Source organism: Dactylosporangium siamense (genome assembly GCF_016862795.1).
GTDB classification, from domain to species: domain Bacteria; phylum Actinomycetota; class Actinomycetes; order Mycobacteriales; family Micromonosporaceae; genus Dactylosporangium; species Dactylosporangium siamense.
The window spans coordinates 71,442-94,879 of the sequence record NZ_BONQ01000139.1; the positions used below are offsets into that span (position 1 = coordinate 71,442).

A 23,438-nucleotide genomic window follows, 5' to 3' on the forward strand; every position below is an offset into this window, starting at 1 on the left:
GCATGCATCCCTCGGGCCGGCGTGCGCTGCGGCACGTCGCGGCGCTGTCGGCCGGTCCACCGGCCGAGGCGTCCCTTCGGGTCACGCTCAACTTCCACCCCGACCGCATGGCCGGTGGCGAGCCCATGTTGCGGGGCCTCGCCATCGCCGGGAGGTACCTGTCGCAGTTCGTCACCGGCACCAGCAACGGCGGACTGACCGCGCATCCCGGCGGGGACCGGTGGCGCTGGGAACACGCGATGTTCGGCGGCGCCTATGACGACGCCCCCGCGGACGTCAGGCCCGTCTACGGCGGGCTGAACTTCCGCCGGAAGGAGGTCGGCGCGGCCCCCCGCTTCGGATCGGCCCACCTGCGGCTGACCGCGGCGGTCCTGGCGAGGACGACGTTCTGCTACCCCGACAGCCATCTGGAGCCCACGGCCTTCGCGGTCGCCGATCGGATGTCGCTCATCGAGCTCGCCGTCGCCGACGATCGGGACGCGCTGGACGACTACGTCGAGGCGCAGGTCCACGGCGGGGTCCGGCTCGACGGCGACGTCGAGGCCCTCGTGCTCGACCCGAGCTACCGGGGCACCGACGTCGAGGCGGCGGCCCGTGGGCTGCCCTGCCCGATCGAGTGGCACCCCGGGTTCCGGCTCTCCGTGGCCGAGCTTCGCCGGCACCCCGACTACCGCGGCGCGCGGTTCGTCGAACTCGGCGCCGGGCTCGCCGTCGACGGCCACCTCACACCCCGGCTGATCGGCGACGCCGCCCGCGGCGGCCGGCACGACGAGCAGGACCTCAAGCGGGTCTGGCACTACCTGGCCCGGTTCGGGTGAAAGGCCGCCCCCGGGTCGGGAGCGGCCCGCACTGACAACCTAGTTGGAGGCGACGCCCAGGCCGGCGTTGCCGCTGCCGGCGGGGCCGTCGTCGGTGCTGCCACCGGTGATCGAGGTGAAGGCGGAGTCGAGCTGCTCCCGCAGGGCGTCGAGGGTGGAGAACTCGGCCTGGTGCGAGGACTCGCTGCCCTCGGCGGCGAAGACGTGGTCGGTCTCGGCCTCGCTGTGGTCGTAGGAGGTGAAGTCCGACTCCTCGTAGTGCGCGCCGCTCGGGTTGGTGTACTCGACGTGGTGGCCCTGGTCGAACGAGGTCGACTCGGCCGCCGCGTGGTCCTGCTCGTAGACGGCGAACTGGTTGCTGGCGTCGGCCTCGCTGCCGGACGTCTGGTGCAGCTGGTCGAGGGACTCGTGCTGCTGCCCGGTCTCGTACTGGCCGTAGTCGGTGCCGCCGTCGCCGCCGTACGTGTCGGGCTGCTCGTCGCCGGTGTAGCCGGGGTCGAGCTCGCCGCCGTCGTAGTCGCTCATGCTGGTCCGCCTCAGAGAAGTCGTGGTGTGCCGCTGGACAGAACGTTAGGCACACCGGTGATCACTTGAATCCCCGGAACGTGCCACCGACCGTCAGGCGTTGGTCCACTCGGTGTAGGTGTACGGGTTGTCGAGCACCTTCGTGGCCGGGATGTCGGGGTTCATCCCGCGCGCCCAGGCCTCCGGACCCATGGTCGCGATCAGGTGCTCGACGGTCCGCTCGACGTCCCGGCGGGCCTTGGCGAGGTCGGCGCCGACGAGCTTGTGGTCCCGTTTGACGATGCGCCCGTTGACGAGCACGGTGTGCACGTCGCCGCGCTGCGCCTGGAACGCGACGTGGCCGTAGGGGTTGAGGATCGGGAACATCACGGGGGAGTCGTCGTTCTTCAGCAGCACCACGTCGGCCTTGCGCCCGGGCTGGAGGCTGCCGACGACGCTGTCGAGGCCCAGGGCCCTGCTGCCGCCGCGGGTCGCCCAGTCGACCACCTGTTCGGCGCGCAGGTGCACGTGGGTGACGGTCTCCGCGCGGTCGTGCGCCTGCAGGTGCTCGCGGGAGCGGTCGGCGCCGAGGGTGGCCCGCATCGCGGAGAACAGGTCGCCGCTCCACCAGACGCTGGTGTCCATCGACAGTGACACCGGGATGCCGTGGTCGCGCAGTTGCCAGGTGGGCGGGTAGCCCTGGCCGGCGCTCTGCTCGCTCTCCGTGGACACCGAGACGGACCCTCCGGTCGCGGCGATGCGTTGATACGAGTCGTGCGTCAGCGTGGCGGCGTGGACGTAGACGGTCGACGGGGTCATGAAGCCGTGCTCGTGCATGAGGCGGATGCCGTCGTCGTTCGTGGCACCCCAGACCCCGGCATGCGTGGTGACGGGAACCCCGAGGTCGCGGGCGACCTCGAAGGCGGCGCGCTCCGGGAAGGCGGGGTCGCCGGTGACGTCGAACGCCATCTGGAAGCCGAGCAGGTCGTTGCCGCCGACGCGCCGGGACACGAAGTCGCGGAACTCGGGGCTGGTCGCCCACTCCCACGGGCCCTGCTGGATGTTGCCGTAGGCGAGGACGAACCTGCCGGGGACCGACTCGAGGGCGTCGGCGGCCGCGTCGGCGTGCTGCGGGGTCTGCAGGCCGTGTGACCAGTCGACGGTGGTGGTGACGCCGGCGTCGAGCGCCTCGAGGGCGCCCAGGACGTTGCCGGCGTAGATGTCCTCGGGCCGGAAGTGCCGGCCGGACTCCAGGTAGTACCAGACGAAGTACTGGGTGAGCGTCCAGTCGGCGCCGTACCCACGCATCGCGGTCTGCCACAGGTGCCGGTGCGTGTCGATCATCCCGGGCATGACGATGCCGCCGGTGGCGTCGATCTCCACGGCGCCGGGCGGGGCGGTGAGGCCGACACCGACCTCGGCGACGCGTTCGTCGACGACCAGGACGTCGGCGCCGGGGAGCACCGTGTGGGCGTCGTCCATGGTGAGAACCAGACCGTTGCGGAACAGCACCGCGGTCATCGCTGTCATCTCCTGTCGGTACGGATCGCCAATCGCGGACAATCGTCCGTGTAGCGGTCACAGGATCGAGTGGCGAAAGTGTGGTCTGCCCTTACGATGCATGTCAAGGTGGAGTTGACAGCGCAGGAAAGCGGGCCGAGACTGGCTGTGGCGGACGATTGTCCGCTGAACGGACAGGAGATACGTCGTTGGTGGGAACTCACGGACCGCTGAGCGGGTTGCTGGTGGCCGACTTCTCCAGGATCCTCGCGGGGCCGTACGCGACGATGCTCCTCGCCGACCTCGGCGCCGACGTGATCAAGGTCGAGGGGCCCGGCGGCGACGACACCCGCACCTGGATGCCGCCGACCCGTGACGGCGTGTCCACCTATTACCTCGGCATCAACCGCAACAAGCGCTCGATCGCCCTCGACCTGCGCCTGGACGACGACCTCGCCGCCGCGCAGGCCCTCGCCGCCCGCGCCGACGTGATGATCGAGAACTTCAAGCCCGGCGGCCTGGCCCGCTTCGGCCTCGACTACACCGCCGTCGCCGCGGCCAACCCCGGCGTCGTCTACGCCTCCATCAGCGGCTTCGGCGCCGGCACCGGGGCGGCCCTGCCCGGCTACGACCTGATGGTGCAGGCGATCTCCGGGCTGATGAGCCTCACCGGCGACCCCGACGGACCCCCGTTCCGGGCCGGGATCTCCGTCTTCGACGTCATGGCCGGCATGCACGCGAGCGTCGGCATCCTCGCCGCGCTGCACCACCGCACCGCCACCGGCGCCGGCCAGCACGTCGAGGTCAACCTGCTGTCCTCCGCGCTGTCCGGCCTCGTCAACCACAGCAGTGGCTACGTGGCCGGCGGCACCGTGCCGTTCCGCATGGGCAACGCGCATCCGAGCCTGTTCCCCTACGAGCCGCTGCCGACCGCCGACGGCGACCTCATCGTCATCGCCGGCAACGACGGGCAGTTTCGCAAGCTGTGCGCCGTGCTCGGCTGCGAGGAGCTCCTCGACGACCCCCGGTTCCAGCGCAACCAGGACCGCACCGCGCACCGGGAGGCGCTGCGCCCGCTGCTCGTGCGGCGGCTGGCGGGCAAGGGCAAGGACGAGTGGTTCGCCGAGCTGATGGCCGCCGGCGTGCCGTGCGCACCCATCAACACCATCGACGGCGGCGTCGCCATGGCGACCTCCCTCGGCCTCGAACCGGTCGTCGAGGCCGGCGCGGTGCCCGGCATCCGCAACCCCATCACGCTCTCGGCGACCCCGCCGCGATACGAGCTGCCGCCGCCCGGCCTGGACGAGCACGGCGAGGAGATCCGGCAATGGCTGAAGAGCTGAGCTTCCCCACCTCCATCGGCACGTCCGACGCCGACCGCATCACGCTGCTCGGCCAGGACCTGGCCGAGGACCTGATGGGCCGGGTCGGCTTCGGCGAGCTGGCGTTCTGGCTCGTCGCCGGCCGCCGCCCCACCCCGGGCGAGACCCGGGTCTTCGAGGCGGTCCTGGTCGCCCTCGCCGACCACGGCTTCACCCCCACCGCGATCGCGGCCCGGCTCACCTACGCCAGCGCCCCCGAGGCGTTGCAGGGCGCCCTCGCCGCGGGGCTGCTCGGCGGCGGCTCCCGGTTCCTCGGCGTCACCGAGGACTGCGCCGTGTTCCTCCGCGACACCTTGGCCGCCGTCGACGGGGAGCCCGACGACTGGGACGCCGTGGCGGCCGCCGCGGTCACCGCCCGCCGCGCCGAGGGCAAGCTCGTGCCCGGCCTCGGCCACCCCGTGCACAAGGTGCGGGACCCGCGCACCCCGGTCCTGATCCGCATCGCCGAGGAGGAGGGGCTGCGCGGGCCGCACCTGCGGCTGTTCGAGGCGATCGGCCGGGCCCACCCGGCGATCCTCGGCCGCACCCTGCCGCTCAACGGCGCCGGGGTCTGCGGCGCGGCGCTCGCCGACCTCGGCCTGCCGGTCGAGCTGCTGCGCGGCTTCGCGCTGCTGGCCCGCGCCGCCGGGCTCCTCGGCCACCTCGCCGAGGAGCGCCGCACCGGCCTCGGCCTGGAGATCTACCGCACCGTGGACCGCAACGCCCGCTACGTCACCCCCACCGAGTGAAAGGACCCGCGTCATGGCTCAGGTCGTCGCGGTCATCGCCTCGACGCATCACCCGTTCTACTACAAGGCCAGCACGGCCACCGGCGCGGACCGCCCACCGTTCGCCGACGAATGGGTCCGCAAGGTCACCGCGTTCCGCGAGACGCTGACCCGCGCCAACCCCGACGTGCTCGTCATGGTCGGCTCCGACCACTTCCACCAGCTGTGGCTGGACAACATGCCGCAGTTCCTCGTCGGCAAGGCGCCGTTCTACGACGCCAACTGGCACAACGAGCAGCGCGAGTTCGGGCTGCCCCGGATGCTGCTGCGCGGCCAGGAGGACCTGTCCGCGCACGTGCTGCGCGAGGGCCTCGACGCCGGCTTCGACCTGGCGTTCAGCAACGAGCTGCGGATCGACCACAGCATCACCTGCCCGATCATCACGCTGCGGCCCGAGGCGGACCTGCCGATCGTGCCGATCTACACGAACATCTTCGCCCCGCCGCTGCCGCAGCCGAAACGGTTCGTGCAGCTCGGTCGTACCATCCGCGAACTGGTCGAGTCATGGCCCAGCGACCTGCGGGTCGCCGTCATCGGCACCGGGCACCTGTCCCTGGAGCTCGGCGGGCCCCGGCAGTTCGGGCCGCACGGCCCCGACCCGGAGTTCGACCGCCGGGCGGTGGAGTGGATCGCCAACGGCGACCTGGACGGCTGCCTGTCCGAGGTGACCCTCGACAGCCTGCACGCCCCGGGCAACGCCACCCACGGCTTCATGGACTTCATGCTCATGATGGGCGTCGCCGGTGCCGGCGCGAAGGCCGACTACGTCGACACCTACGACCTGTTCCACACGATGGAGGCCTACTTCACCTGGTACCCACAGGGAGCGCCCGCATGAGCAAGTACCTCCTCGACAAGTTTCTGTACACAGTGGACAGAGACGCCGATCTGACCGAGCGTTACCGCGAGGATCCCGCCGGGACCGTCGACTGGTGGGAGTCGACCATGGCCAATGCGCTGCTCAACAGTCACAGCGGTGAGGCGAGCACCTGGCTGCGGTTCACCGACGAGGAGCGGGCCGCGCTGGCCGGGCACGACCACGTCGCGCTGTTCGCGCTCGGCGCACACCCGTTCCTCACGCTGACGCTGTTCATCGCCATGTTCGAACGCGACCACGACGAGCCCCTGTTCTACCAGAAGCAGTACGGCGCCCGCCTGGCCCACTTCGAGCTGCCGTACCCGGACATCGCGACCTGATGCGCGCCGCCACGATCATCCGGTGCGGGCAGCCGCCGGTCGTCGTCTCGCGTCCCGCTCCGGCGCCCGCCGACGGCATGGTGACGGTCAGCGTCACCGCCGCGCCCATCACGCCGCTGGACGTGCTGTGCGCCTCCGGCACGTCCTACTTCGGGTCGCCCGCCGTGCCGTACGTCCCCGGGGTGCAGGGCGTCGGCACCCTCGACGACGGCACGGCCGTGTGGTTTCCCACCGACGCGGGGATGCGCCCCGGCGACGGCAGCATGGCCGAGCGGGTGTCCGTGCCCGCGTCCGCGGTGGTCCGCCTGCCCGCCGGCGCCGACCACCGCCTCATCGCCGCCCTCGGGCTGTCCGCCGTCGCCGCCTGGCAGGCGCTGACCTGGCGCGGCGAGCTGCGCCCCGGCGAGCAGGTCGTCGTCCTCGGCGGTGGCGGCGTCGTCGGGCAGGCGGCGATCCAGCTCGCCCGCCTCGCCGGCGCGCGCCGGGTCATCGCCGCGTGCCGGTCCGTCGTCGCGCAGGAACGCGCGCACCGGCTCGGCGCCGACGCCGTCGTCCCGCTGCACGACACCGACGACGTGGCCGGCCTCGCCCAACGGCTCCAGGACGCCACCGACGGGCCCGTCGACCTGGTGCTCGACCCGCTCTTCGGGATCCCCGCGGCGGCCGCCCTGCGGACCCTGCGCCGCGGCGGGCGGCTCGTCAACCTCGGCAGCGCCGCCGGGGAGGTCGCGCCGCTGGACTCCGCGACGCTGCGCAGCGGTTCGCTGCGGATCCTCGGGTACACCAACAACGAGCTCAGTGCGTCGGAGAAGGGCGCCACGATGCGATACCTCGCCGAGCACGCGACCGCCGGGCGGCTCGTGGTCGACCACGTCACCGTGCCGCTCGCTGACATCGGGGCCGCCTGGACCTCGCCGGCAACCCGGCGAGTGGTGGTCGTTCCAGGATAGTCTCGCTCGGCGTACCAACCACAACACCATGAGGCGGCGATGGCACAGCGCGGAGAAGGACCGGACTTCATCGAGGCCCTGGCACGGGGGCTGGACGTGATCCGGGCGTTCCACGCCGACCGCCCGCGCATGACCCTCGCCGAGGTCGCCGCCGCCACCGGCCTGGCCCGCCCGACCGCCCGCCGGATCCTGCTCACCCTGGAGGAGCTCGGCTACGTGCGGACCGCGGCCGGTGGCCACGAGCTCACCCCGCGCGTGCTCGAGCTCGGCATGGCGTATGTCGGCTCCCTCTCCCTGTGGGACATGGCCCGCCCGCACATGGAGCAGCTCGTCGCGGCGACCGGCGAGTCGTCGTCGATCACCCAGCTGGACGGCTCCGACGTGGTGTATCTCGCGCGGGTCGCCGTGCCGAAGATCATCGCGCTGCGGGTGCAGATCGGCACCCGCTTCCCGGCGACCGTCACCTCCCAGGGCAAGGTGCTGCTCGCCGCGCTGCCCCCGGAGCAGCTCGACGCCGTCCTCGCCCTGCCCAGCCGCTCCGGCATCCAGCCGTGGGTGCAGCACAGCCGGGCCGCGATCGACGCGATGCTGCGCGAGGTCAACGCCCGCGGCTTCGCCGTCGCCGACAACGAGCTCGCACCCGGCATCCGGTCCGTCGCCGTGCCGATCCGCGACGGCCGTGGCGAGGTCCGCGCGGCCATGAACGTGACCGTCAACGCGGCCGAGACCAGCACCAAGACCCTGCTCGACCGGCACCTGCCGCACCTGCAGCGGGCGGCCGGCGCGATCAGCTCCGACTGGGCGCTGTGGCAGTCCCGCCCGCAGGTGGATCAGGCGCTGGCCCCGTCGCCCGCGCGGTAGGTTGGCGGTTGGCCCCGCAACCCCCTGGTAGGCGATGCCATGCTCCGAGATCTGCTTCCCGCGCTGGTCATCGTGCTCGCGTCGACGGCGATCCTGCTGACTGTCGCGTCCGCGACGCACACCCTGGTCGTGCCCCGCGGCACCGCGGTCCTGCTGACCCGCTGGGTCATCGCCGCCAGCCGCGCGCTGTTCGACCTGCGCCTGCGGTGGACCCGCGGCTACGCGGACCGGGACCGGGTGCTGGCGATGTTCGCGCCGGTCACGCTGCTGGCGTTGCCGCTGGTGTGGCTGTCGGTCATCCTGGCCGGGTTCGCCGCCGTGTACTGGGCCCTCGGCGTGCGCCCCTGGCAGAACGCGCTGCTGGACAGCGGCTCGTCGCTGCTGACCCTCGGCTTCCACCAGCCGGGTGGCGTCGTCACCGGCGGGCTGCAGCTCATCGAGGCCACGCTCGGCCTCGGCCTGCTCGCACTGCTGATCAGCTTCCTGCCGTCGCTGTACACCAGCTACTCCCGGCGCGAGATCCTGGTGACCGCGCTGGAGAGCGAGGCCGGCACCCCACCGTCGGCCACCGAGCTGCTGGAGCGGCTGCTCCAGGTCAAGGGCCTGTCGCTGCTGGACGCGTACTGGCACGAGTGGACCCGCTGGTTCAACGAGCTCGAGGAGACGCACTCGTCCAACCCGTTGCTGGTGTTCTTCCGCTCCCCGTCGCCGGACCGGCACTGGGTGACCGCCGCCGGTGCCGTGCTGGACTCCGCGTCGCTGGTGGCCTCGACGTTCGCCTCCGACGACCCGCAGCCGTCGCACGCCGGGTTGTGCGTGCGGGCCGGCTCGCTCGCGCTGCGGCGCGTCGGCGACTACTTCCACATGCCCTACGACCCCGACCCGCGGCCGACCGACCCGATCGCGGTCACCCGTGCGGAGTTCGACGACGCGTGCCGCCGGCTGGCCGCGGCCGGGGCGAAGCTCAGGGACGACCGCGACCAGGCGTGGCGGGACTTCGCCGGGTGGCGGGTCTGCTACGAGCGGGTGCTGCTGCAGTTCGCGTCCCTCACCACGGCGCCGTCCGCCCCGTGGTCGGCCGACCGGCCGATCGCCTTCCACCACCTCCCGCTGACCCGCCAGGCCCGCAACGGGCCGTGACGCGTCACCGGTCCTCCACGGCGGGCCAGTCCCGGCCGGCGGCCAGCTGCGGAAACTTCGCGTCGAACGCCGGCCGTTCGGAGCGGATGCGGGGCATCCGCTCGAAGTTGCGCAGCGGCGGCGGGCAGCTCGTCGCCCACTCCAGGGCGTTGCCGTGGCCCCACGGGTCGTCGACCCGGGTGACCCGGCCGACCTTGTACGACCGCCACACGTTGTAGAGGAACGGCAGCGTGGCGGCGCCGAGGACGAACGAGCCGATCGTCGAGACCGTGTTGAGCAGGGTGAACCCGTCACCCGGCAGGTAGTCGGCGTAGCGGCGCGGCATGCCCTGCGTGCCCAGCCAGTGCTGGACGAGGAAGGTCAGGTGGAAGCCGACGAACGTCAACCAGAAGTGCAACCTGCCGAGCCGCTCGTCGAGCATCCGGCCGGTCATCTTCGGGAACCAGAAGTAGACGCCGGAGTAGACCGCGAACACGATCGTGCCGAACAGCACGTAGTGGAAGTGCGCCACCACGAAGTACGTGTCGGTGACGTGGAAGTCGATCGGGGGGCTCGCGAGCAGGACGCCGGAGAGCCCGCCGAGCAGGAACGTGACGAGGAACCCGACGGCGAACAGCATCGGCGTCTCGAACGTCAGCTGCCCGCGCCACATCGTGCCGGTCCAGTTGAAGAACTTCATCCCGGTCGGGATGGCGATCAGGTAGCTGAGGAAGCTGAAGAACGGCAGCAGCACCTGGCCCGTGCCGAACATGTGGTGCGCCCACACGCTCATCGACAGCGCGCCGATCGCGATGGTGGCGCCGACCATGCCCTTGTAACCGAACACCGGCTTGCGGCTGAACACCGGGATGACCTCGGTGATGATGCCGAAGAACGGCAGCGCCACGATGTAGACCTCGGGGTGGCCGAAGAACCAGAACAGATGCTGCCACAGCATCGCGCCGCCGGTCTGCGCGTCATAGACGTGGGCGCCGAGGCGGCGGTCGGCCAGCAGCGTCAGCAGGGCCGCGGCGAGCAGCGGGAAGACCATGATGACCATGGCGGCGGTGATCAGGATGTTCCACGTGAAGATGGGCATCCGGAACATCGTCATGCCGGGTGCCCGCAGGGTGAGGATCGTGGTGATCATGTTGACCGCGCCGAGGATCGTGCCGAGGCCGGACAGGACGAGGCCGACGATCCACAGGTCGGCGCCGACCCCGGGGGAGTTCGTGACGCTGTTGAGCGGGGCGTAGGCGAACCAGCCGAAGTCGGCCGCGCCGTTGGGGGTGATGAACCCGGCGATGACGAGGCTGCCGCCGAAGAGGAAGAGCCAGTAGGCGAGCGCGTTCAGCCGGGGGAACGCGACGTCCGGCGCGCCGATCTGCAGCGGCACGATGTAGTTGGCGAACGCGAACACCACCGGCGTCGCGAAGAGCAGCAGCATGACGGTGCCGTGAATGGTGAACAGCTGGTTGTACTGCTCCGGGGAGAGGAACTGCAACCCCGGCCGGGCCAGCTCGGCGCGCATCAGCAGCGCCATCGCGCCGCCGGCGATGAAGAACGCGAACGACGTGACCAGGTACAGGATGCCGATCTGCTTCGCGTCCGTCGTGCGCATCAGCCGTCCGAGCGCCGACCCCTTGATCATCGGTCGGACCTGGCGCCGGCGGTCCACCGCCGGACCCGGCTTCAACGTCGTCACGGCAACCCCCGCAGCGCATCACGATCCCTGGCGCCGCTCGCTACCCGATCGCCCGCTGCCGAAACGGCCGGTGGCCCGGGCGGGTGGGTCAGCACCGCGGACGGCGGCGGCACCTCGGGTGCGACATGCCCTCGACCTGGACAACCCCCGGGCCGTCCATCTCTGCGAGAACCTCGGCCGGCTCCCGTCCGGTGCGCCCGCGCAGCGGCCGCCTCCAACAGCGCCACCGCCGCGACCCGCGCCCGTCCGGGCAGTGGCGGACGCCGCCTACGATCGTGCGCGTGCGCCGCCTGCTTGCACTGCGACCGGGGCAGAGCCTCGCCTACATCGTCGGCACGGCGACGGTCGGCATGTTCACCGCGTTCGGCATGTTCGTCGTGGTGTGGTGCCCGCCGCTGCTGGTGGTCGTCGGGCTCTGGATCGGGAGGTTCGAGCGGCGCCGGGTGCTGGCGTTGACGTCGGACACGAGCGTCGAGCCGCACGCCGAGGCCCGCTCGGGCTGGCTCGGCTGGGTGTGGCTGCGGCTACGGGAGGCGGTGACGTGGCGCGAGGTCGCCTACACCCTCTGCCTGGTGGCGGTCCTGTTCCCGATCGACGCCGTCATCATGTCGGCTTTCATCGTGTGCGGCGTGCTGGTGCTCGCCCCGCTGCTCTTCTTCACCATGCCCGACGGCGAGTTCTCGATGCACCTCGGCGCCTGGACGGCCGACACCGCCTGGGAGTCGTTCGTCGTGGCCCTGGCGGCAATACTGGTGATCGTGGCCGGCGGCCACGGCCTGCGGTTCGTCGCCGCGGGGCAGGCGGCATTCGCCCGCTGGCTGCTCCTGCCGACATCGCGCGAGTCGCGACGCCTGCTGGCCCACCGGGCCCTCGACGGGGTGCGCGACCTCGCGGCGGCGTGCAAGGTGCCGGTCGAGGTCGAGCTGACGCTGCCGGGCCGCCCGTCCTGGGAGGTCGAGTCGGTCGTGCAGGGCGTGGTCTCCGAGGCCCTGACCAACGTGGTGCGACACGCCGCCGCGACGCGGGTCCAGATCACCGGGGGCATCGACGGTGACCTGCTGTGGTTGACGATCACGGATGACGGGCGGGGCGGTGCCGACCCGGCGGCGGGCACGAGACTGCGGGCGCTGGCGGACCGGCTCGCGGGCTTGGACGGCACCCTGGAGGTGTCCAGCCCGCCCGGCGGCCCGACCGTGGTGCGGGTCGGTGTCCCCGCCCATGCGGAGCGGCGCTGACGAGGGAGACCTCGCGGCGCCGCGCCTCGAGATCTCCAAGCGTCGGGACGCGGTCAACCCGCTGGCCAGCACCTGCCGGCTGCCACCGTTGACCGCGCCGGTGCAGGGTCCCGACGACGGGGCGGCGCGGAGCGCGTTGCGCTGACGGGCCGGACGAGCACGGAAAGCCGCCCGGCCGGGCGAGGGGTCGCGGCACCGCCGCTGGTGGCCGTATGGTGCTGCGCGATGCGAAAAGCACTGACAGTGGCGGGCGCCGTGCTGTTCATCGGCGCCCTGGCGTGGCTCTACCACAGCACCGGAAGGTCGGCGTTCCTCGCGCTGGCCGGGGCGACGACAGGTGTGCTCCTCAGGATTCTCTGGTTGGAGCCCCGGCGCGCCCGCGACGTCCCAGCGGACCAGCCGTCCCCCGACAAGCAGGGAGACCCACCCGGCGCACCGTGACGGCCCGGCGGCGCACGGCCGGCGGAGTGGCGCCGCCGGCCGTGCGCCGGGTCGGTCAGTAGGTCCAGAGCTGGTTCGCGGCGCCGGAGCAGGTCCAGATCTGCAGGCGGGTGCCGTTGGCGGAGCTGGGGCCGGCGGCGTCGAGGCACTTGCCGGAGCCGGCGTTGACGAGGGTGGAGCCGGTGCGGGTCCAGCGTTGCGCGGCGGTGCCGTTGCAGTCGTAGAGCTGGACCTTGGTGCCGTTGGCGGTGCCGGCGCCGGTCACGTCCATGCACTTGCCGAGCGCGCGCAGGGTGCCGTCGGTGGCGCGGGTCCAGTTCTGGGCGTTCGTGCCGTTGCAGTCGTACAGCTGGACCGCGGCACCGTTGGCGCTGCTGGCCGCTGCCACGTCGACGCACTTGCCGCCGTAGCCGTGGATCGGGCCGGTGCTGCCGGCGGGCGGGGTCGTGGTGGGAGGAGCGGAGCCGACCCAGGACGACGCCGCGGCGGCACCGACGTTGTCGATGGTGGTGTTGTTCTCCACCGGGCTGGGCACGCTGCTCGGGAAGACGATGAAGGTGACCGGGCCGGCGGTGCCGCCGCTGGCCGGGTTGGGGTCGATGCCGAGCGCGACCGCCAGGGCGTAGGAGCCCTCGCCGATGATGTTGCTGGGGCCCTCGTCGGCGAAGACGGCGTAGGCGACCTTGCCGTTGTAGACGACGGCGGCGACGCTGCCGGCCCGGATGCCGTTGGCCGAGTAGGTGAACCGGCTGCTGGGCAGCGGCACGACGTAGTAGCGGGTCACGTCGGAGGTGAAGTACGCGCCGGTGGACGTGGTGAACGACGTCTGCGCCTGATACCAGGGGTCGGTGGAGGCGTTGCAGCGCGAGGTGGAGATGCCGTCGCAGTCGATGTCCATGTCGGCGGTCCAGAAGTACGCGCTGCCGTTCTTGCAGATCGCGACGGTCTCGGCGCCGCCGTCGTCGGTGGCGTAGCGGCCGTTGGAGACCTGGGTGCAGGTCTGGGTCTTGGCGAGCAGCTGGCTCGCGGTGGGTCCGGCGGCGAGCGCCGGGGTGGCGGTGGTCAGCGCGTACGCGGCGGTCGCGACCAGGGACACGGCAACCGACGCGAGGGCCATGAGGGGTCTGCGCATGGGGGCTCCAGACAAGGTGGGCGGGTACCGGATAGGTAACCTTACTAACAGATGTCTGTCAATGCCGATCGGCGGTCTTGTCAGCGGAAAACCGTGATGCTAGGTTTCGAATCAGTTCGACAGCACGACGACGCGCGGGCGTAGGAGAGGATGTGGGGCATGGCCGTGACCATCGCCGACGTCGCCAAGCACGCGGGGGTCTCCCGCAGCACGGTCTCCTACGTGCTCAGCGGCAACCGCTCGATCTCCGCCGAGACCATCGCCAGGGTCGAGGCGAGCATCGAGGCGCTGGAGTTTCGCCCGCACGCCGGCGCGCGGTCCATCCGCACCGGCCGGACCGGGGTCATCGCCATGGCCCTGCCGCTCGTGCACGGCCCGCACAACCAGGTCCAGATGCCCTACGTCTGGGCCGCCCTCACCGCCGCCCAGGAGGCCGGCCTCAAGCTGCTCATGCTGACCGACGACGACGGGGCCACCGCCATCCGCGACGCGGTCGGCTCGGCGATGGTCGACGGCGTGATGGTGATGGAGGTGCAGCACAAGGACCCGCGCCCGAAGCTGCTGCGCTCGCTGAAGTGCCCGGCGGTCCTGGTCGGCACCCCGGCCAACCCGCACGGCCTGCCCTACGTCGACTTCGACTTCGTCGCCTCCGGCCGGACCTGCGCCGAGCACCTCCTCGAGCGCGGGCACACGCACGTCGGCTTCCTCGGTCAGCCGCCGGAGACCTACCGGCGCGGCCTGGCCTATGCCGAGCACGCCCGCGACGGCGCCCTGGCCGCCCTGGCCGAGGAGGGCGCGACCGGCACCTGGACCGCCTGCGAGCCCTCCAGCGGCGGGGTCGTCGACGCGCTGACCGACCTGGTGACCCGCGATCCGGAGCTCACCGGGCTGATCGTCTACAACGAGCGGGCGCTGCCGCTGGTCGTCGACCGCCTCGCCGGCCTCGGCCGGGCCGACGTCGACGTCGTCGCCATCTGCCCCGACGACGCCGCGGACCGGCTGGCCCGCCCGGTGACGTCGGTGTCCCTGCCGGTGGAGGAGCTGGCCCGCACCGCGGTGCAGCGGCTCGCCGGCGTGATCAACGGCGTGGCGCAGCCGTCGGTCACCATGCTCGCCCCCATCCTCAAGGTTCGCTGAACCACACCCCACACCTGAACCCACGCGCATTGTCGAATCAGTTCGACAATATTGAGAAAGGCACCCCCACATGAAGCGACTCACCGCGGCCGCCGCCGCGTTCGCCGCACTCGCCGTGTTGTCCGCCTGCGGCGACGGCGCCGGCACGGCCAAGGACGACACCGGCACCCTCACCGAGATCGACTACTACGAGGCCGCACCGCAGAACACCCAGCTGCCGAAACTCCTCGACGCCTGCGGCACCGAGGTCGGCGTCAAGATCGAGCACCAGCAGGTGCCCCGCGCCCAGTTCATGCCCAAACTGCTGCAGCAGGCCTCCGCCCGGACCCTGCCGGACCTGGCCCTGGTCGACAACCCCGACCTGCCGCAGCTCGCCGCCAGCGGCGGCCTGGTGCCGCTCAAGGAGCTGAGCACCGAGGGCCTCTACCCGTCGATCGTCACCGCCGGCCAGTACAAGGGCGACACCTACGGCATCGCCGCCGGCGTCAACGGCCTCGCGCTCTACTACAACCAGGACCTGTTCAGCGCCGCCGGGCTCCAGCCGCCGAAGACGTGGGACGAGCTGACCGCCGCCGCGAAGGCGCTCACCAAGGGCACCCGCTACGGCATCGCGTTCTCCGCCGTCGGCACCGAGGAGGGCAGCTTCCAGTTCGAGCCGTTCTTCTGGACCGCGGGCGCCAACCTCAAGCAACTCGACTCACCCGAGGCGATCAAGGCCCTGACCCTCTGGAAGGACCTGGTGGACGGCAAGGCCGCGTCCAGGTCGGTCGTCACGTGGACCCAGGCCGACGTCAACGACCAGTTCATGGCCGGCAACGCGGCGATGATGGTCAACGGCCCGTGGCAGCTGCCGACGCTGAACGCCAAGCAGGGCCTCAAGTTCGGCATCGTGCCGATCCCGATCCCGGCACCGACGGCGAAGCCGGTCACCCCGCTCGGCGGCGAGATGTGGACCGTCGGGCGCAGCAACCCGGAGCGGGAACGCAAGGCTCTGGCGGTCCTCAAGTGCCTGCTGGGCAAGGACAAGAGCCTCGAGTGGTCCACGGCCGCCGGATACATCCCCAGCAACCAGGCCGCGGCCGCCGCGCTCGCGCAGAGCAACCCGCAGCTCGCCGCGTTCGTCGAGGAGGTCGCCACCGCGCAGGCCCGCACCGCCGACCTCGGCACCGACTACCCGAAGACCAGCGAGGCGTTGTTCAACGCGATCCAGTCGTGCCTGGCCGGCGGCAAGTCACCGCAGGAGGCGCTCAAGGCGGCCCAGGCCTCCGTGAAATGAGAAAGCTGGCCTTCGTCGCCCCGGCCTGGCTCTACGTCGCCGTGTTCTACCTGTACCCACTCGCCACCAACGTGCGGATGGGCTTCCAGGACTTCACGGTCACGTCGTTCTACACGGGCGTCGCGCCGTTCGTCGGGTTGCGCAACTACCGCGAGGTGTTCCGCGACCCGGCGTTCGCCGGCACCGTCACCAACACCGTGCTGTTCACCGCCGGGTCGCTGCTGCTGCAGTTCGGCATCGGCCTCGCCCTCGCCGTGTTCTTCAAGCGGAACTTCCCACTCGGCGGGGCGCTGCGCTCGCTGCTGCTGGTGCCGTGGCTGCTGCCGCTCGTGGTGTCCGGCACCGCCTGGCGCTGGATCCTCGAAACCGACTCCGGGGTCCTCAACCGGACGCTGCTCAACCTGCACCTGGTGTCGGAGCCGGTGCCGTGGCTGGCCAGCACCGACCTGTCGCTGACCGCGGTGACACTGGTCAACGTCTGGGTCGGCATCCCGTTCAACATGGTGATCCTCTACGGCGGCCTGCAGGCCATCCCGGCCGAGCTCTACGAGGCGGCGCAGCTGGACGGCGCCGGCGCGTGGCAACGGTTCCGCCGGGTCACGCTGCCGCTGCTGCGCCCGGTCACCACCGTCGTGCTCACCCTCGGGCTCATCTACACGCTGAAGGTCTTCGACGTCATCATGGTGCTCACCCAGGGCGGCCCGGCCGACTCGTCACAGACGCTCACCACGTTCTCCTACGACCTGTCCTTCCAGCAGCTGGCGTTCGGTCACGGCGCCGCCGTCGGCAACCTGCTCGTCCTCGTCGCAGTCGTCTTCGCGATCGGCTACCTGCGCGCGGAACGGCGAACGCCATGAAGACGGCGCTCGGTGTCTCGATCCTGGCGGTCATGCTGTTCCCCCTGTACTGGATGCTCAACGCGTCCCTGCTGCCGTCGACCGAGCTGATCCAACCGGAACCCACCTGGCTGCCGATCCACGGCACCCTCGACGGCTACCGCAACGCCCTGCAGAGCCAGGGTGGGCACCTGCTCACCAGCCTGTACGTCGCGCTCGGCACGGTCGCGGTCACCCTGGCCGTCGCCGTGCCGGCCGCGTACGGGCTCGCCCAGCTCGGCGCGCCGCTCGGCCGGACGCTGCTGTTCGCGCTGCTGGTGGCGCAGATGATCCCCGGCATCGTGATGGCCAACGCGTTCTACGTCGCGGCGAACGAGCTGTACCTCATCAACACCCCGATAGCCCTGATCCTGGCCGACTCGACGCTGTGCGTGCCGTTCGCCGTGCTGATCCTGCACGCGTTCATGCGCGGCATCCCGGCCGAGATCCGCGAGGCCGCCGCCCTGGACGGCGCGTCCAGCCTGCGGGCGCTGCGCTCGGTGATCCTGCCGGTCAGCCGCAACGCCGTCATCACCGCGAGCCTGTTCTCGTTCCTGTTCGCCTGGGCGGACTTCCTCTACGCCGTCACCCTCACCACCCGCGACGAGGCCGCCCCGATCACGGTCGGCATCTACCGCTTCATCGGCGCGCACATCAGTGACTGGAACAGCGTCATGGCCACCGGGGTCATCGCCTCGCTGCCGGTCGCCGTGCTGCTCGTCGTGGCGCAGCGGTACGTCGCAGCCGGCATCACCAGCGGCAGCGTCAAAGACTAGGAGCATTCGTGTCGAAGCAACTGACCTGGCGGCAGGGCCACCACGTCCTCACCGTCGAACCCTGGGGCGCCGACAGCGTCCGGGTCCGGGCCGGCCTGCACCGCATCGAGCCCGACCTGCCGGGCGCGCTGCTGCCACCGCCGGAGACACCGGCCACTGTGGACGGTGCCGCGATCGTCAACGGCCGGCTGCGGGTCGAGATCAGTGCTGACGGGCTGCTCACCGCGTGGCGCACCGACACCGGCGAGGAACTGCTGCGGGAGGAGCCCGCGCACTTCTGGTGGCCGGGGGCGCGGCACTTCGAGGCGGCCGGCGGTGGCACGTACCGCATCGAACAACGCTTCCGCGCACACGACGGGGAACGCTTCTACGGCCTCGGCCAGCACGGCCACGGCCGCCTCGACCAGAAGGGCATGGTGCTGGAGCTGCGGCAGCGCAACGGCGAGGTGAGCATCCCGTTCACCGTCTCCAGCCGCGGCTACGGCCTGCTGTGGAACAACCCGGCGCTGGGCCGGGTGGAGCTGGCCGCCAACGGCACCCGCTGGGTCGCCGACCAGGCCCGGCAGATCGACTACTGGCTCACCGCCGGCGAACCCGCCGAGGTCCTGCGCCGGTACGCCGACGTCACCGGCCACGCCCCCGAGCTGCCGGCGTGGGCGTCCGGCCTGTGGCAGAGCAAGCTGCGCTACACCAGCCAGGAGGAGCTGCTCGAGGTCGCCCGCGAGTACGCCCGGCGGGAGCTGCCGCTGTCCGTCATCGTCGTGGACTACCTGCACTGGAAGCACCTCGGCGACTGGGACTGGGACGCCACCGCGTGGCCGGACCCGCAGGCGATGACCGGCGAGCTCAAGGCCCTCGGCGTCGAACCGGTCGTGTCGGTGTGGCCGTCGGTGAGCCCGCTGTCGGCCAGCTACGCCGCGATGCGCGACGCCGGGCTGCTCGCCGCCACGGACCACGGCCCCGCCGTGCACGCCGACTGGCCCGACGGCCCGACCGAGGCGCCGATCGCCGTCGCGTTCTACGACGCCACCGACCCCCGCGCCCGCGACTTCGTCTGGGACCGCGTCCACCGGCACTACGGCCGGGCCGGCATCCGCGCGTTCTGGCTCGACGCGTGCGAGCCGGAGACCCGCCCCGGACACCAGCACAACCTCAACCTCGCCGCCGGGCCGGGCGCCGAGGTCGCCAACCTGTACCCCCGCGAACACACCCGGGGCGCCTACGAACACCTGCGCGCCCAGGGGGAGACGGAGGTGCTCAGCCTGGTCCGTTCCGCGTGGGCCGGTTCGCAACGCTACGGCGCGGCGCTGTGGTCCGGCGACATCCCGGCGACCTTCGACGCGCTCGCCATGTCGGTGCGGGCCGGGCTCAACACCGCCATGAGCGGCATCCCGTGGTGGACCACCGACGTCGGCGGCTTCCACGGCGGGGACCCGAACGACCCGGACTACCGGGAGCTGCTGGTCCGCTGGTTCCAGTTCGGCGTGTTCTGCCCGCTGCTGCGCCTGCACGGACACCGGGAGCCGCGCACCGACCGGGCCGGCGTCGGGGTCGGCGGCGGCCCGAACGAACCCTGGTCCTACGGCCCCGGCGTCTACCCGATCCTCGAACGGCTCATCCGGCTGCGGGAGCGGCTCCGTCCGTACCTGCACGAGCAGCTGCGCACCGGCCTGCCGCTGATGCGCCCGCTGTTCCTGGAGTTCCCGCACGACCCGGCCGCGTGGGACGTCGACGACGCGTACCTGTTCGGCCGGGACCTGCTCGTCGCGCCGGTCACCACCCCCGCGACCACGCACCGCGAGGTGTACCTGCCGGCAGGTGCGACCTGGACGCACACCGACACCGGCACCACGTTCCCGGGCGGGCGGCACGTCACCGTCGCCGCGCCGCTCGCGCAGATCCCCGTGTTCCTACGGGACGACGCCCGTCGCCCGTTGTTCGACCAGTTCGTCAAGGAGGAATGATGTCCCGCGCAGCTCCGCCAAGCCGCCTCATCGCCGCCCTGCTCCTCGCCGCCGCCGTGTCCGTCGTGGGATCCGGCTCCGCCGAGGCCGCCGACAGCACGGTCACCGTCAACCTCGCCGCCACCGGCAAGGTGCCGACCCGGGCCGGCGCCGGCTTCCTCTACGGCCTCAGCCAGAACGGCGCCGGCCCCGCCGACAGCCTCCTGCAACCGTTGCGCCCGACCCTGTTCCGCGGCGGCGGCGCCCGCATCGCCGGGCACGGCTGGCTCGGCGACGGCTACCAGGCCGGCACCGGCTACCAGGTCCGGGTCACGTCCGGGATCGACCAGGCCCGCCGGGTCACCGCCGCGCCCTACAACGCCACCTACCATCTGCTCGTCTCCGACGTGTGGGGCGCCGACACCGAACAGCCCGCGAACACCGTCTACCCCTGCGACAACGGCGACTGCACCAACTGGCGCTCGTTCATCACCCGGCTGGTGACCGACGTCAAGGCGGCGGGGGTACGGGTGCGCTACGACATCTGGAACGAACCCGACGGCACCGGCTTCTGGCCCCGCGGGGTCAACAGCGCGCAGTACTTCCAGATGTGGAACACCGCCGTCACCGAGATCCGGCGCCTCGACCCGGCCGCGGTCATCGTCGGCCCGTCCTACAGCGGCTACAACCACGGCTGGCTGGACGCGTGGCTCGCGCGCACCAAGGCCGACGGCACCCTGCCAGGGGTGCTCAACTGGCACTTCGGCAACGACCCCCTGGCCGACTCGAACGACGCCAAGGCCATCATGGCGGCCCGCGGGGTCGGCCCGCTGCCCATGACCATCGACGAATACCTGTTCTCGCAACAGCAGCAGCCGGGGTACCTCGCCTGGTACCTCGCGCGGCTCGCCCCGTCCGACGTGTCCGCGGCCGCGCACGCGATCTGGTCGGACTGCTGCACCGCCGGCACACTGGACTCGGTGCTGTGGAACGGCCAGCCGACCGGCCAGTGGTGGGTGTACCGCGCCTACGCCCAGCTGACCGGCAACCTCGTCGCTGTCAGCGGCGGCGCCGGCGTCGCGGTCACGGCCGCCGTCGACCAGGGCGCCGGCCGCGCGGTCGCGCTGCTGGGCAACCAGACCGGGCAGACGGGCACGACGTCGATCGCGTTCAGCGGGATCCCGGCGTGGCTGCTGTCCGGCGGCCGGGCCCGCGTCACGGTGCAGCGCATCCCCGACCAGTCCCCACTCGCCGCGCCGATCGTCGTCAGCAGCGCCGAGCTTGCGGTCACCGGCGGCGCGCTGACCGTGCCCGTGACGATGGTGTCCGGCACCGACGCCTACACGGTGGCCCTCGGCAACCCACTGGACGGTGGGGGACCGTCGCTTGTGGACGCGAACGCGGCGGACTTCACCTACGGCACCGGCTGGGGCGTCACCACCGGCGTCGCCGACATGTACGCCGGCACCGCGAACTGGAGCCACGTCGCCGGTGCCACGGCCACCTTCCGCTTCACCGGCACCCAGGTGGCGCTGCGCGCGGTCCGCGACGTCGACCAGGGCCGCATGACCGTCTCCGTCGACGGCGGCCCGGCGTCCACGGTGGACAACTATGCCGCGGCCCGCAACGCCTCCGGCGTCGTGTGGACCAGCGCGGTCCTCGGCAACGGCCCGCACACGCTCACGATCGTCAACACCGGCCAGCGCAACCCGGCCTCCACCGGCATCAACATCGCCCTGGACCGGGCCGACGTCACCGCCGCCGCCCCACCGGCCGTCATCGACGGCAACGACGGCCGGTTCGTCTACAGCGCCGGCTGGGGCCTCGCCACGGGCATCGCCGACATGTACGCGGGGACGGCGAACTGGAGCTTCACCGCCGGCTCGACGGCGCAGCTGCCCTTCACCGGCACCCGCGTCGCCCTGCACGCGGTGCGCGACGTCGACCAGCAGATCATCGCGGTCTCCGTCGACGGCGGCGCCGAGTCCCTCGTGGACAACTACGCCGCGACCCGCAACGCGTCGGGCGTGGTGTGGACCAGCCCGGTCCTCGCCGCCGGCCAGCACACCCTGCGGGTCCGGGTGACGGGGACGAAGAACCCGGCCAGCTCCGGCTGGAACGTGGCCATCGACAGCGCCGACGTCACCACCTGACCGCACCGCCGGACCGGGACCCCTCGTCCCGGTCCGGCGGCCAGACCGCTTCCAGGCCGTGGTCGGTGGCGTAGAGCAGATACGGCCGCAGTTCAGGGGCGTACTCCAGGTCACGGCGCAGCGCGTAGAGATGAGCTGACCGCACCGCCAGGAACGGTTGAGCGGCGAGCAGGCCCCTCAGATCCCCGAACCGCCAATCCACACGCAGCAGCTTCCTTGCCCGCACCAGCAGCTGAACTCCGTCGACCGGAATCCCGCCCACGTAGACGTCGGCGGTTGGCGGCAGGTCGGGCTCCGGGTCGGCCGGCAGAGCGAAACCGGAACGCAGCCACACCTCGAACCCGGGGGCGGCGACATCGAGGTCGACTTCACCGAGACCGCCCAGGTCGCCCCGGAACACCGGGCCGCCGCCGTCGTCGCACCTGAGGAAGAACCCCCGATCGCCTTCCTGGCCGATCATGAGGTAACCCGTGAGCCATGCGCCGATTTCGTAGGTCGTGTTGCGCTCCGGCAGGGACTCCAGGCAGTACACGATTACTCCACCGGCGACGACGTCGTCGGTGACCGACGCCAACCATCGCTGGTAGGCGGCATCCGTCCGCGAAATGCTCTGCCGGACCGTCAAAGCAACCCGCTCTGCGCCGCTGCCCGGACGACCTGGCGGGCGTGCTCGACCGCCGTGAGGTCCACCGGCCCCTGGTACTCGTACTCGGCGGAGACGACCATCGGGCCCCGGCGGACCGCATAGCTGTAGTGGCCGTGGAGGTTCCTCGTCGGGTCCGGCTCGTTCCACTCGCACCACTGCTCAGCCCCGTCGTCGGGACCCTGCACCGGCGCGGTCAACGGTGGCAGCCGGCAGGTGTTGGCCAGCAGGTCGACTGCGTGCCGACGCCTGGAGATCTCGAGGCGCAGTGCCGCGAAGTCACCCTCATCCGAATCTCCCGCCCGGCTGCTGAACTCGCACGTGCCGGCGTTGCCCAGGTCGTTCTTCCGGCTGAGCTCCGAAAACCTGACGGCACCGTCCGGCACGGCGGCGGCCAGCTTCCCGGCGTCGAACAGGCTGCAGACGTCCCGGGTGCCCAGCACCGGCTCCTTCGGCGCGCATCCGGCGAAGGCCGCATCCACCGAGCGCGAGGGATACGAGGACCACCACCGTCGACCGCATGACGTCAGGCAATCGGGGCATCGCATGTCGCGTACGCGCATCTCACGACATCACGATACGTCCCGCGGCTGTTCACGCCGTGCACGACGAACCCAGCCTGCACCGGCAGGACGCCGCCGGCATGTGATGATGCTGCGGTGCAGCCGCCGCCGCGCCCGTCGAGAGTCTTCCGTGCCAACGACATCCTGACCGGCCGGGTCGTCCTGGACGGCTACCCGTTCCGCTACATCGTGGTCGGCCCGGCCATGTCGGTGTCGACGGCGGTCAGCGCCGCGTTCAACCGCGCCGCGGGCGAGAACACGATGTTCGACGAGGTGCTGACGGCGGTCGAGTTCCTGGAGACCCGCGGCTGGGAGCTGGTCAGCATGGACCAGGGCTTCGTCGCCTGCCTCCGCCGCGTCGCCCCCCCGCTGACGGCGGCGGTGGGATGGCCGGGTTCGCGCCCAGGAGCCTGTTGACAGCGTGCACTGGGGAGAGAACGGCAATCTCCCGCCGCTGCTGA

General features: G+C 71.7%; 24 protein-coding genes. 18 read left to right on the forward strand and 6 right to left on the reverse strand.

What is annotated here, in order from left to right:
• Window positions 1-2 precede the first annotated feature (2 nt).
• Window positions 3-818, forward strand: coding sequence for a DUF3626 domain-containing protein (locus tag Dsi01nite_RS44385; RefSeq protein WP_203852472.1), 816 nt, complete (start codon window positions 3-5; stop codon window positions 816-818).
• 39 nt (window positions 819-857) lie between these two features.
• Here the strand turns inward: Dsi01nite_RS44385 and Dsi01nite_RS44390 are convergent, their stop codons facing one another.
• Both Dsi01nite_RS44390 and Dsi01nite_RS44395 read right to left on the reverse strand, forming a co-directional pair.
• Window positions 858-1,343 (reverse strand): hypothetical protein, encoded by a 486-nt coding sequence (locus Dsi01nite_RS44390; protein ID WP_203852473.1) that lies wholly within the window; start codon window positions 1,341-1,343, stop codon window positions 858-860.
• Between the two features lie 93 nt (window positions 1,344-1,436).
• Complete coding sequence (locus Dsi01nite_RS44395; RefSeq protein ID WP_239136629.1) at window positions 1,437-2,852, reverse strand: amidohydrolase family protein; 1,416 nt, start codon at window positions 2,850-2,852, stop codon at window positions 1,437-1,439.
• Window positions 2,853-3,034: 182 nt separating this feature from the next.
• Here Dsi01nite_RS44395 and Dsi01nite_RS44400 point away from each other — a divergent pair, with 182 nt between their 5' ends.
• Genes Dsi01nite_RS44400 through Dsi01nite_RS44430 form a run of 7 tightly spaced genes read left to right on the forward strand, consistent with a single transcriptional unit; the run spans window position 3,035 to window position 9,119 of the window.
• The gene (locus tag Dsi01nite_RS44400; protein WP_239136630.1) at window positions 3,035-4,165 is read left to right on the forward strand and encodes a CaiB/BaiF CoA transferase family protein; all 1,131 of its coding nucleotides are present in this window, start codon (window positions 3,035-3,037) and stop codon (window positions 4,163-4,165) included.
• Window positions 4,150-4,932: a citryl-CoA lyase gene (locus tag Dsi01nite_RS44405; protein ID WP_203852474.1), complete on the forward strand. Its 783-nt coding sequence runs from the start codon at window positions 4,150-4,152 to the stop codon at window positions 4,930-4,932. The genes Dsi01nite_RS44400 and Dsi01nite_RS44405 overlap by 16 nt, the downstream gene beginning before the upstream one ends.
• A gap of 13 nt (window positions 4,933-4,945) precedes the next feature.
• A complete protein-coding gene (locus tag Dsi01nite_RS44410; protein ID WP_203852475.1) occupies window positions 4,946-5,809 on the forward strand; it encodes a DODA-type extradiol aromatic ring-opening family dioxygenase in 864 nt (287 codons plus the stop codon).
• Window positions 5,806-6,168, forward strand: coding sequence for a hypothetical protein (locus Dsi01nite_RS44415; protein ID WP_203852476.1), 363 nt, complete (start codon window positions 5,806-5,808; stop codon window positions 6,166-6,168). The genes Dsi01nite_RS44410 and Dsi01nite_RS44415 overlap by 4 nt, the downstream gene beginning before the upstream one ends.
• On the forward strand, window positions 6,168-7,118 hold the full coding sequence (locus Dsi01nite_RS44420) for a quinone oxidoreductase family protein (RefSeq protein WP_239136631.1): 951 nt from the start codon (window positions 6,168-6,170) through the stop codon (window positions 7,116-7,118). Before Dsi01nite_RS44415 ends, Dsi01nite_RS44420 begins: the two co-directional genes overlap by 1 nt.
• 39 nt (window positions 7,119-7,157) lie before the next feature.
• Entirely contained in the window at window positions 7,158-7,979 is an 822-nt protein-coding gene (locus Dsi01nite_RS44425; protein WP_203852477.1) for an IclR family transcriptional regulator domain-containing protein, read from the forward strand.
• Between the two features lie 39 nt (window positions 7,980-8,018).
• Entirely contained in the window at window positions 8,019-9,119 is a 1,101-nt protein-coding gene (locus Dsi01nite_RS44430) for a hypothetical protein (RefSeq protein ID WP_203852478.1), read from the forward strand.
• A gap of 4 nt (window positions 9,120-9,123) precedes the next feature.
• Here the strand turns inward: Dsi01nite_RS44430 and ctaD are convergent, their stop codons facing one another.
• Window positions 9,124-10,803: an aa3-type cytochrome oxidase subunit I gene (gene ctaD, locus Dsi01nite_RS44435; protein ID WP_203852479.1), complete on the reverse strand. Its 1,680-nt coding sequence runs from the start codon at window positions 10,801-10,803 to the stop codon at window positions 9,124-9,126.
• A gap of 281 nt (window positions 10,804-11,084) precedes the next feature.
• Here ctaD and Dsi01nite_RS44440 point away from each other — a divergent pair, with 281 nt between their 5' ends.
• From Dsi01nite_RS44440 to Dsi01nite_RS44450, 3 genes are all read left to right on the forward strand, one after another.
• Window positions 11,085-12,038, forward strand: a complete 954-nt coding sequence (locus tag Dsi01nite_RS44440) for a sensor histidine kinase (protein ID WP_203852480.1) — start codon at window positions 11,085-11,087, stop codon at window positions 12,036-12,038.
• Window positions 12,022-12,183, forward strand: coding sequence for a hypothetical protein (locus tag Dsi01nite_RS44445; RefSeq protein ID WP_203852481.1), 162 nt, complete (start codon window positions 12,022-12,024; stop codon window positions 12,181-12,183). The genes Dsi01nite_RS44440 and Dsi01nite_RS44445 overlap by 17 nt, the downstream gene beginning before the upstream one ends.
• Window positions 12,184-12,263: 80 nt before the next feature.
• The gene (locus Dsi01nite_RS44450; RefSeq protein WP_203852482.1) at window positions 12,264-12,479 is read left to right on the forward strand and encodes a hypothetical protein; all 216 of its coding nucleotides are present in this window, start codon (window positions 12,264-12,266) and stop codon (window positions 12,477-12,479) included.
• A 55-nt stretch (window positions 12,480-12,534) separates the two neighbouring features.
• Here Dsi01nite_RS44450 and Dsi01nite_RS57855 read toward each other — a convergent pair whose 3' ends face one another.
• On the reverse strand, window positions 12,535-13,611 hold the full coding sequence (locus tag Dsi01nite_RS57855; protein WP_239136634.1) for a glycoside hydrolase family 75 protein: 1,077 nt from the start codon (window positions 13,609-13,611) through the stop codon (window positions 12,535-12,537).
• A gap of 159 nt (window positions 13,612-13,770) precedes the next feature.
• Between Dsi01nite_RS57855 and Dsi01nite_RS44460 the strand changes: the two genes are divergently transcribed.
• From Dsi01nite_RS44460 to Dsi01nite_RS44485, 6 genes are all read left to right on the forward strand, one after another.
• Window positions 13,771-14,748, forward strand: coding sequence for a LacI family DNA-binding transcriptional regulator (locus Dsi01nite_RS44460; RefSeq protein WP_203852483.1), 978 nt, complete (start codon window positions 13,771-13,773; stop codon window positions 14,746-14,748).
• 70 nt (window positions 14,749-14,818) lie between these two features.
• Entirely contained in the window at window positions 14,819-16,024 is a 1,206-nt protein-coding gene (locus Dsi01nite_RS44465; protein ID WP_203852484.1) for an ABC transporter substrate-binding protein, read from the forward strand.
• Complete coding sequence (locus Dsi01nite_RS44470) at window positions 16,021-16,881, forward strand: carbohydrate ABC transporter permease (protein WP_203852485.1); 861 nt, start codon at window positions 16,021-16,023, stop codon at window positions 16,879-16,881. The genes Dsi01nite_RS44465 and Dsi01nite_RS44470 overlap by 4 nt, the downstream gene beginning before the upstream one ends.
• Complete coding sequence (locus Dsi01nite_RS44475; protein ID WP_203852486.1) at window positions 16,878-17,675, forward strand: carbohydrate ABC transporter permease; 798 nt, start codon at window positions 16,878-16,880, stop codon at window positions 17,673-17,675. Before Dsi01nite_RS44470 ends, Dsi01nite_RS44475 begins: the two co-directional genes overlap by 4 nt.
• An 8-nt stretch (window positions 17,676-17,683) precedes the next feature.
• A complete protein-coding gene (locus tag Dsi01nite_RS44480) occupies window positions 17,684-19,639 on the forward strand; it encodes a glycoside hydrolase family 31 protein (protein ID WP_203852487.1) in 1,956 nt (651 codons plus the stop codon).
• Complete coding sequence (locus Dsi01nite_RS44485) at window positions 19,639-21,771, forward strand: hypothetical protein (RefSeq protein WP_203852488.1); 2,133 nt, start codon at window positions 19,639-19,641, stop codon at window positions 21,769-21,771. The genes Dsi01nite_RS44480 and Dsi01nite_RS44485 overlap by 1 nt, the downstream gene beginning before the upstream one ends.
• Here the strand turns inward: Dsi01nite_RS44485 and Dsi01nite_RS44490 are convergent.
• Both Dsi01nite_RS44490 and Dsi01nite_RS44495 read right to left on the reverse strand, forming a co-directional pair.
• Window positions 21,761-22,345: a hypothetical protein gene (locus tag Dsi01nite_RS44490; RefSeq protein WP_203852489.1), complete on the reverse strand. Its 585-nt coding sequence runs from the start codon at window positions 22,343-22,345 to the stop codon at window positions 21,761-21,763. The two genes, Dsi01nite_RS44485 and Dsi01nite_RS44490, sit on opposite strands and share 11 nt — an antisense overlap.
• A 47-nt stretch (window positions 22,346-22,392) precedes the next feature.
• Window positions 22,393-22,857, reverse strand: a complete 465-nt coding sequence (locus tag Dsi01nite_RS44495; protein WP_203852490.1) for a hypothetical protein — start codon at window positions 22,855-22,857, stop codon at window positions 22,393-22,395.
• A gap of 216 nt (window positions 22,858-23,073) precedes the next feature.
• Between Dsi01nite_RS44495 and Dsi01nite_RS44500 the strand changes: the two genes are divergently transcribed.
• The gene (locus Dsi01nite_RS44500) at window positions 23,074-23,394 is read left to right on the forward strand and encodes a hypothetical protein (RefSeq protein WP_203852491.1); all 321 of its coding nucleotides are present in this window, start codon (window positions 23,074-23,076) and stop codon (window positions 23,392-23,394) included.
• The last annotated feature ends 44 nt before the right edge of the window (window positions 23,395-23,438 follow it).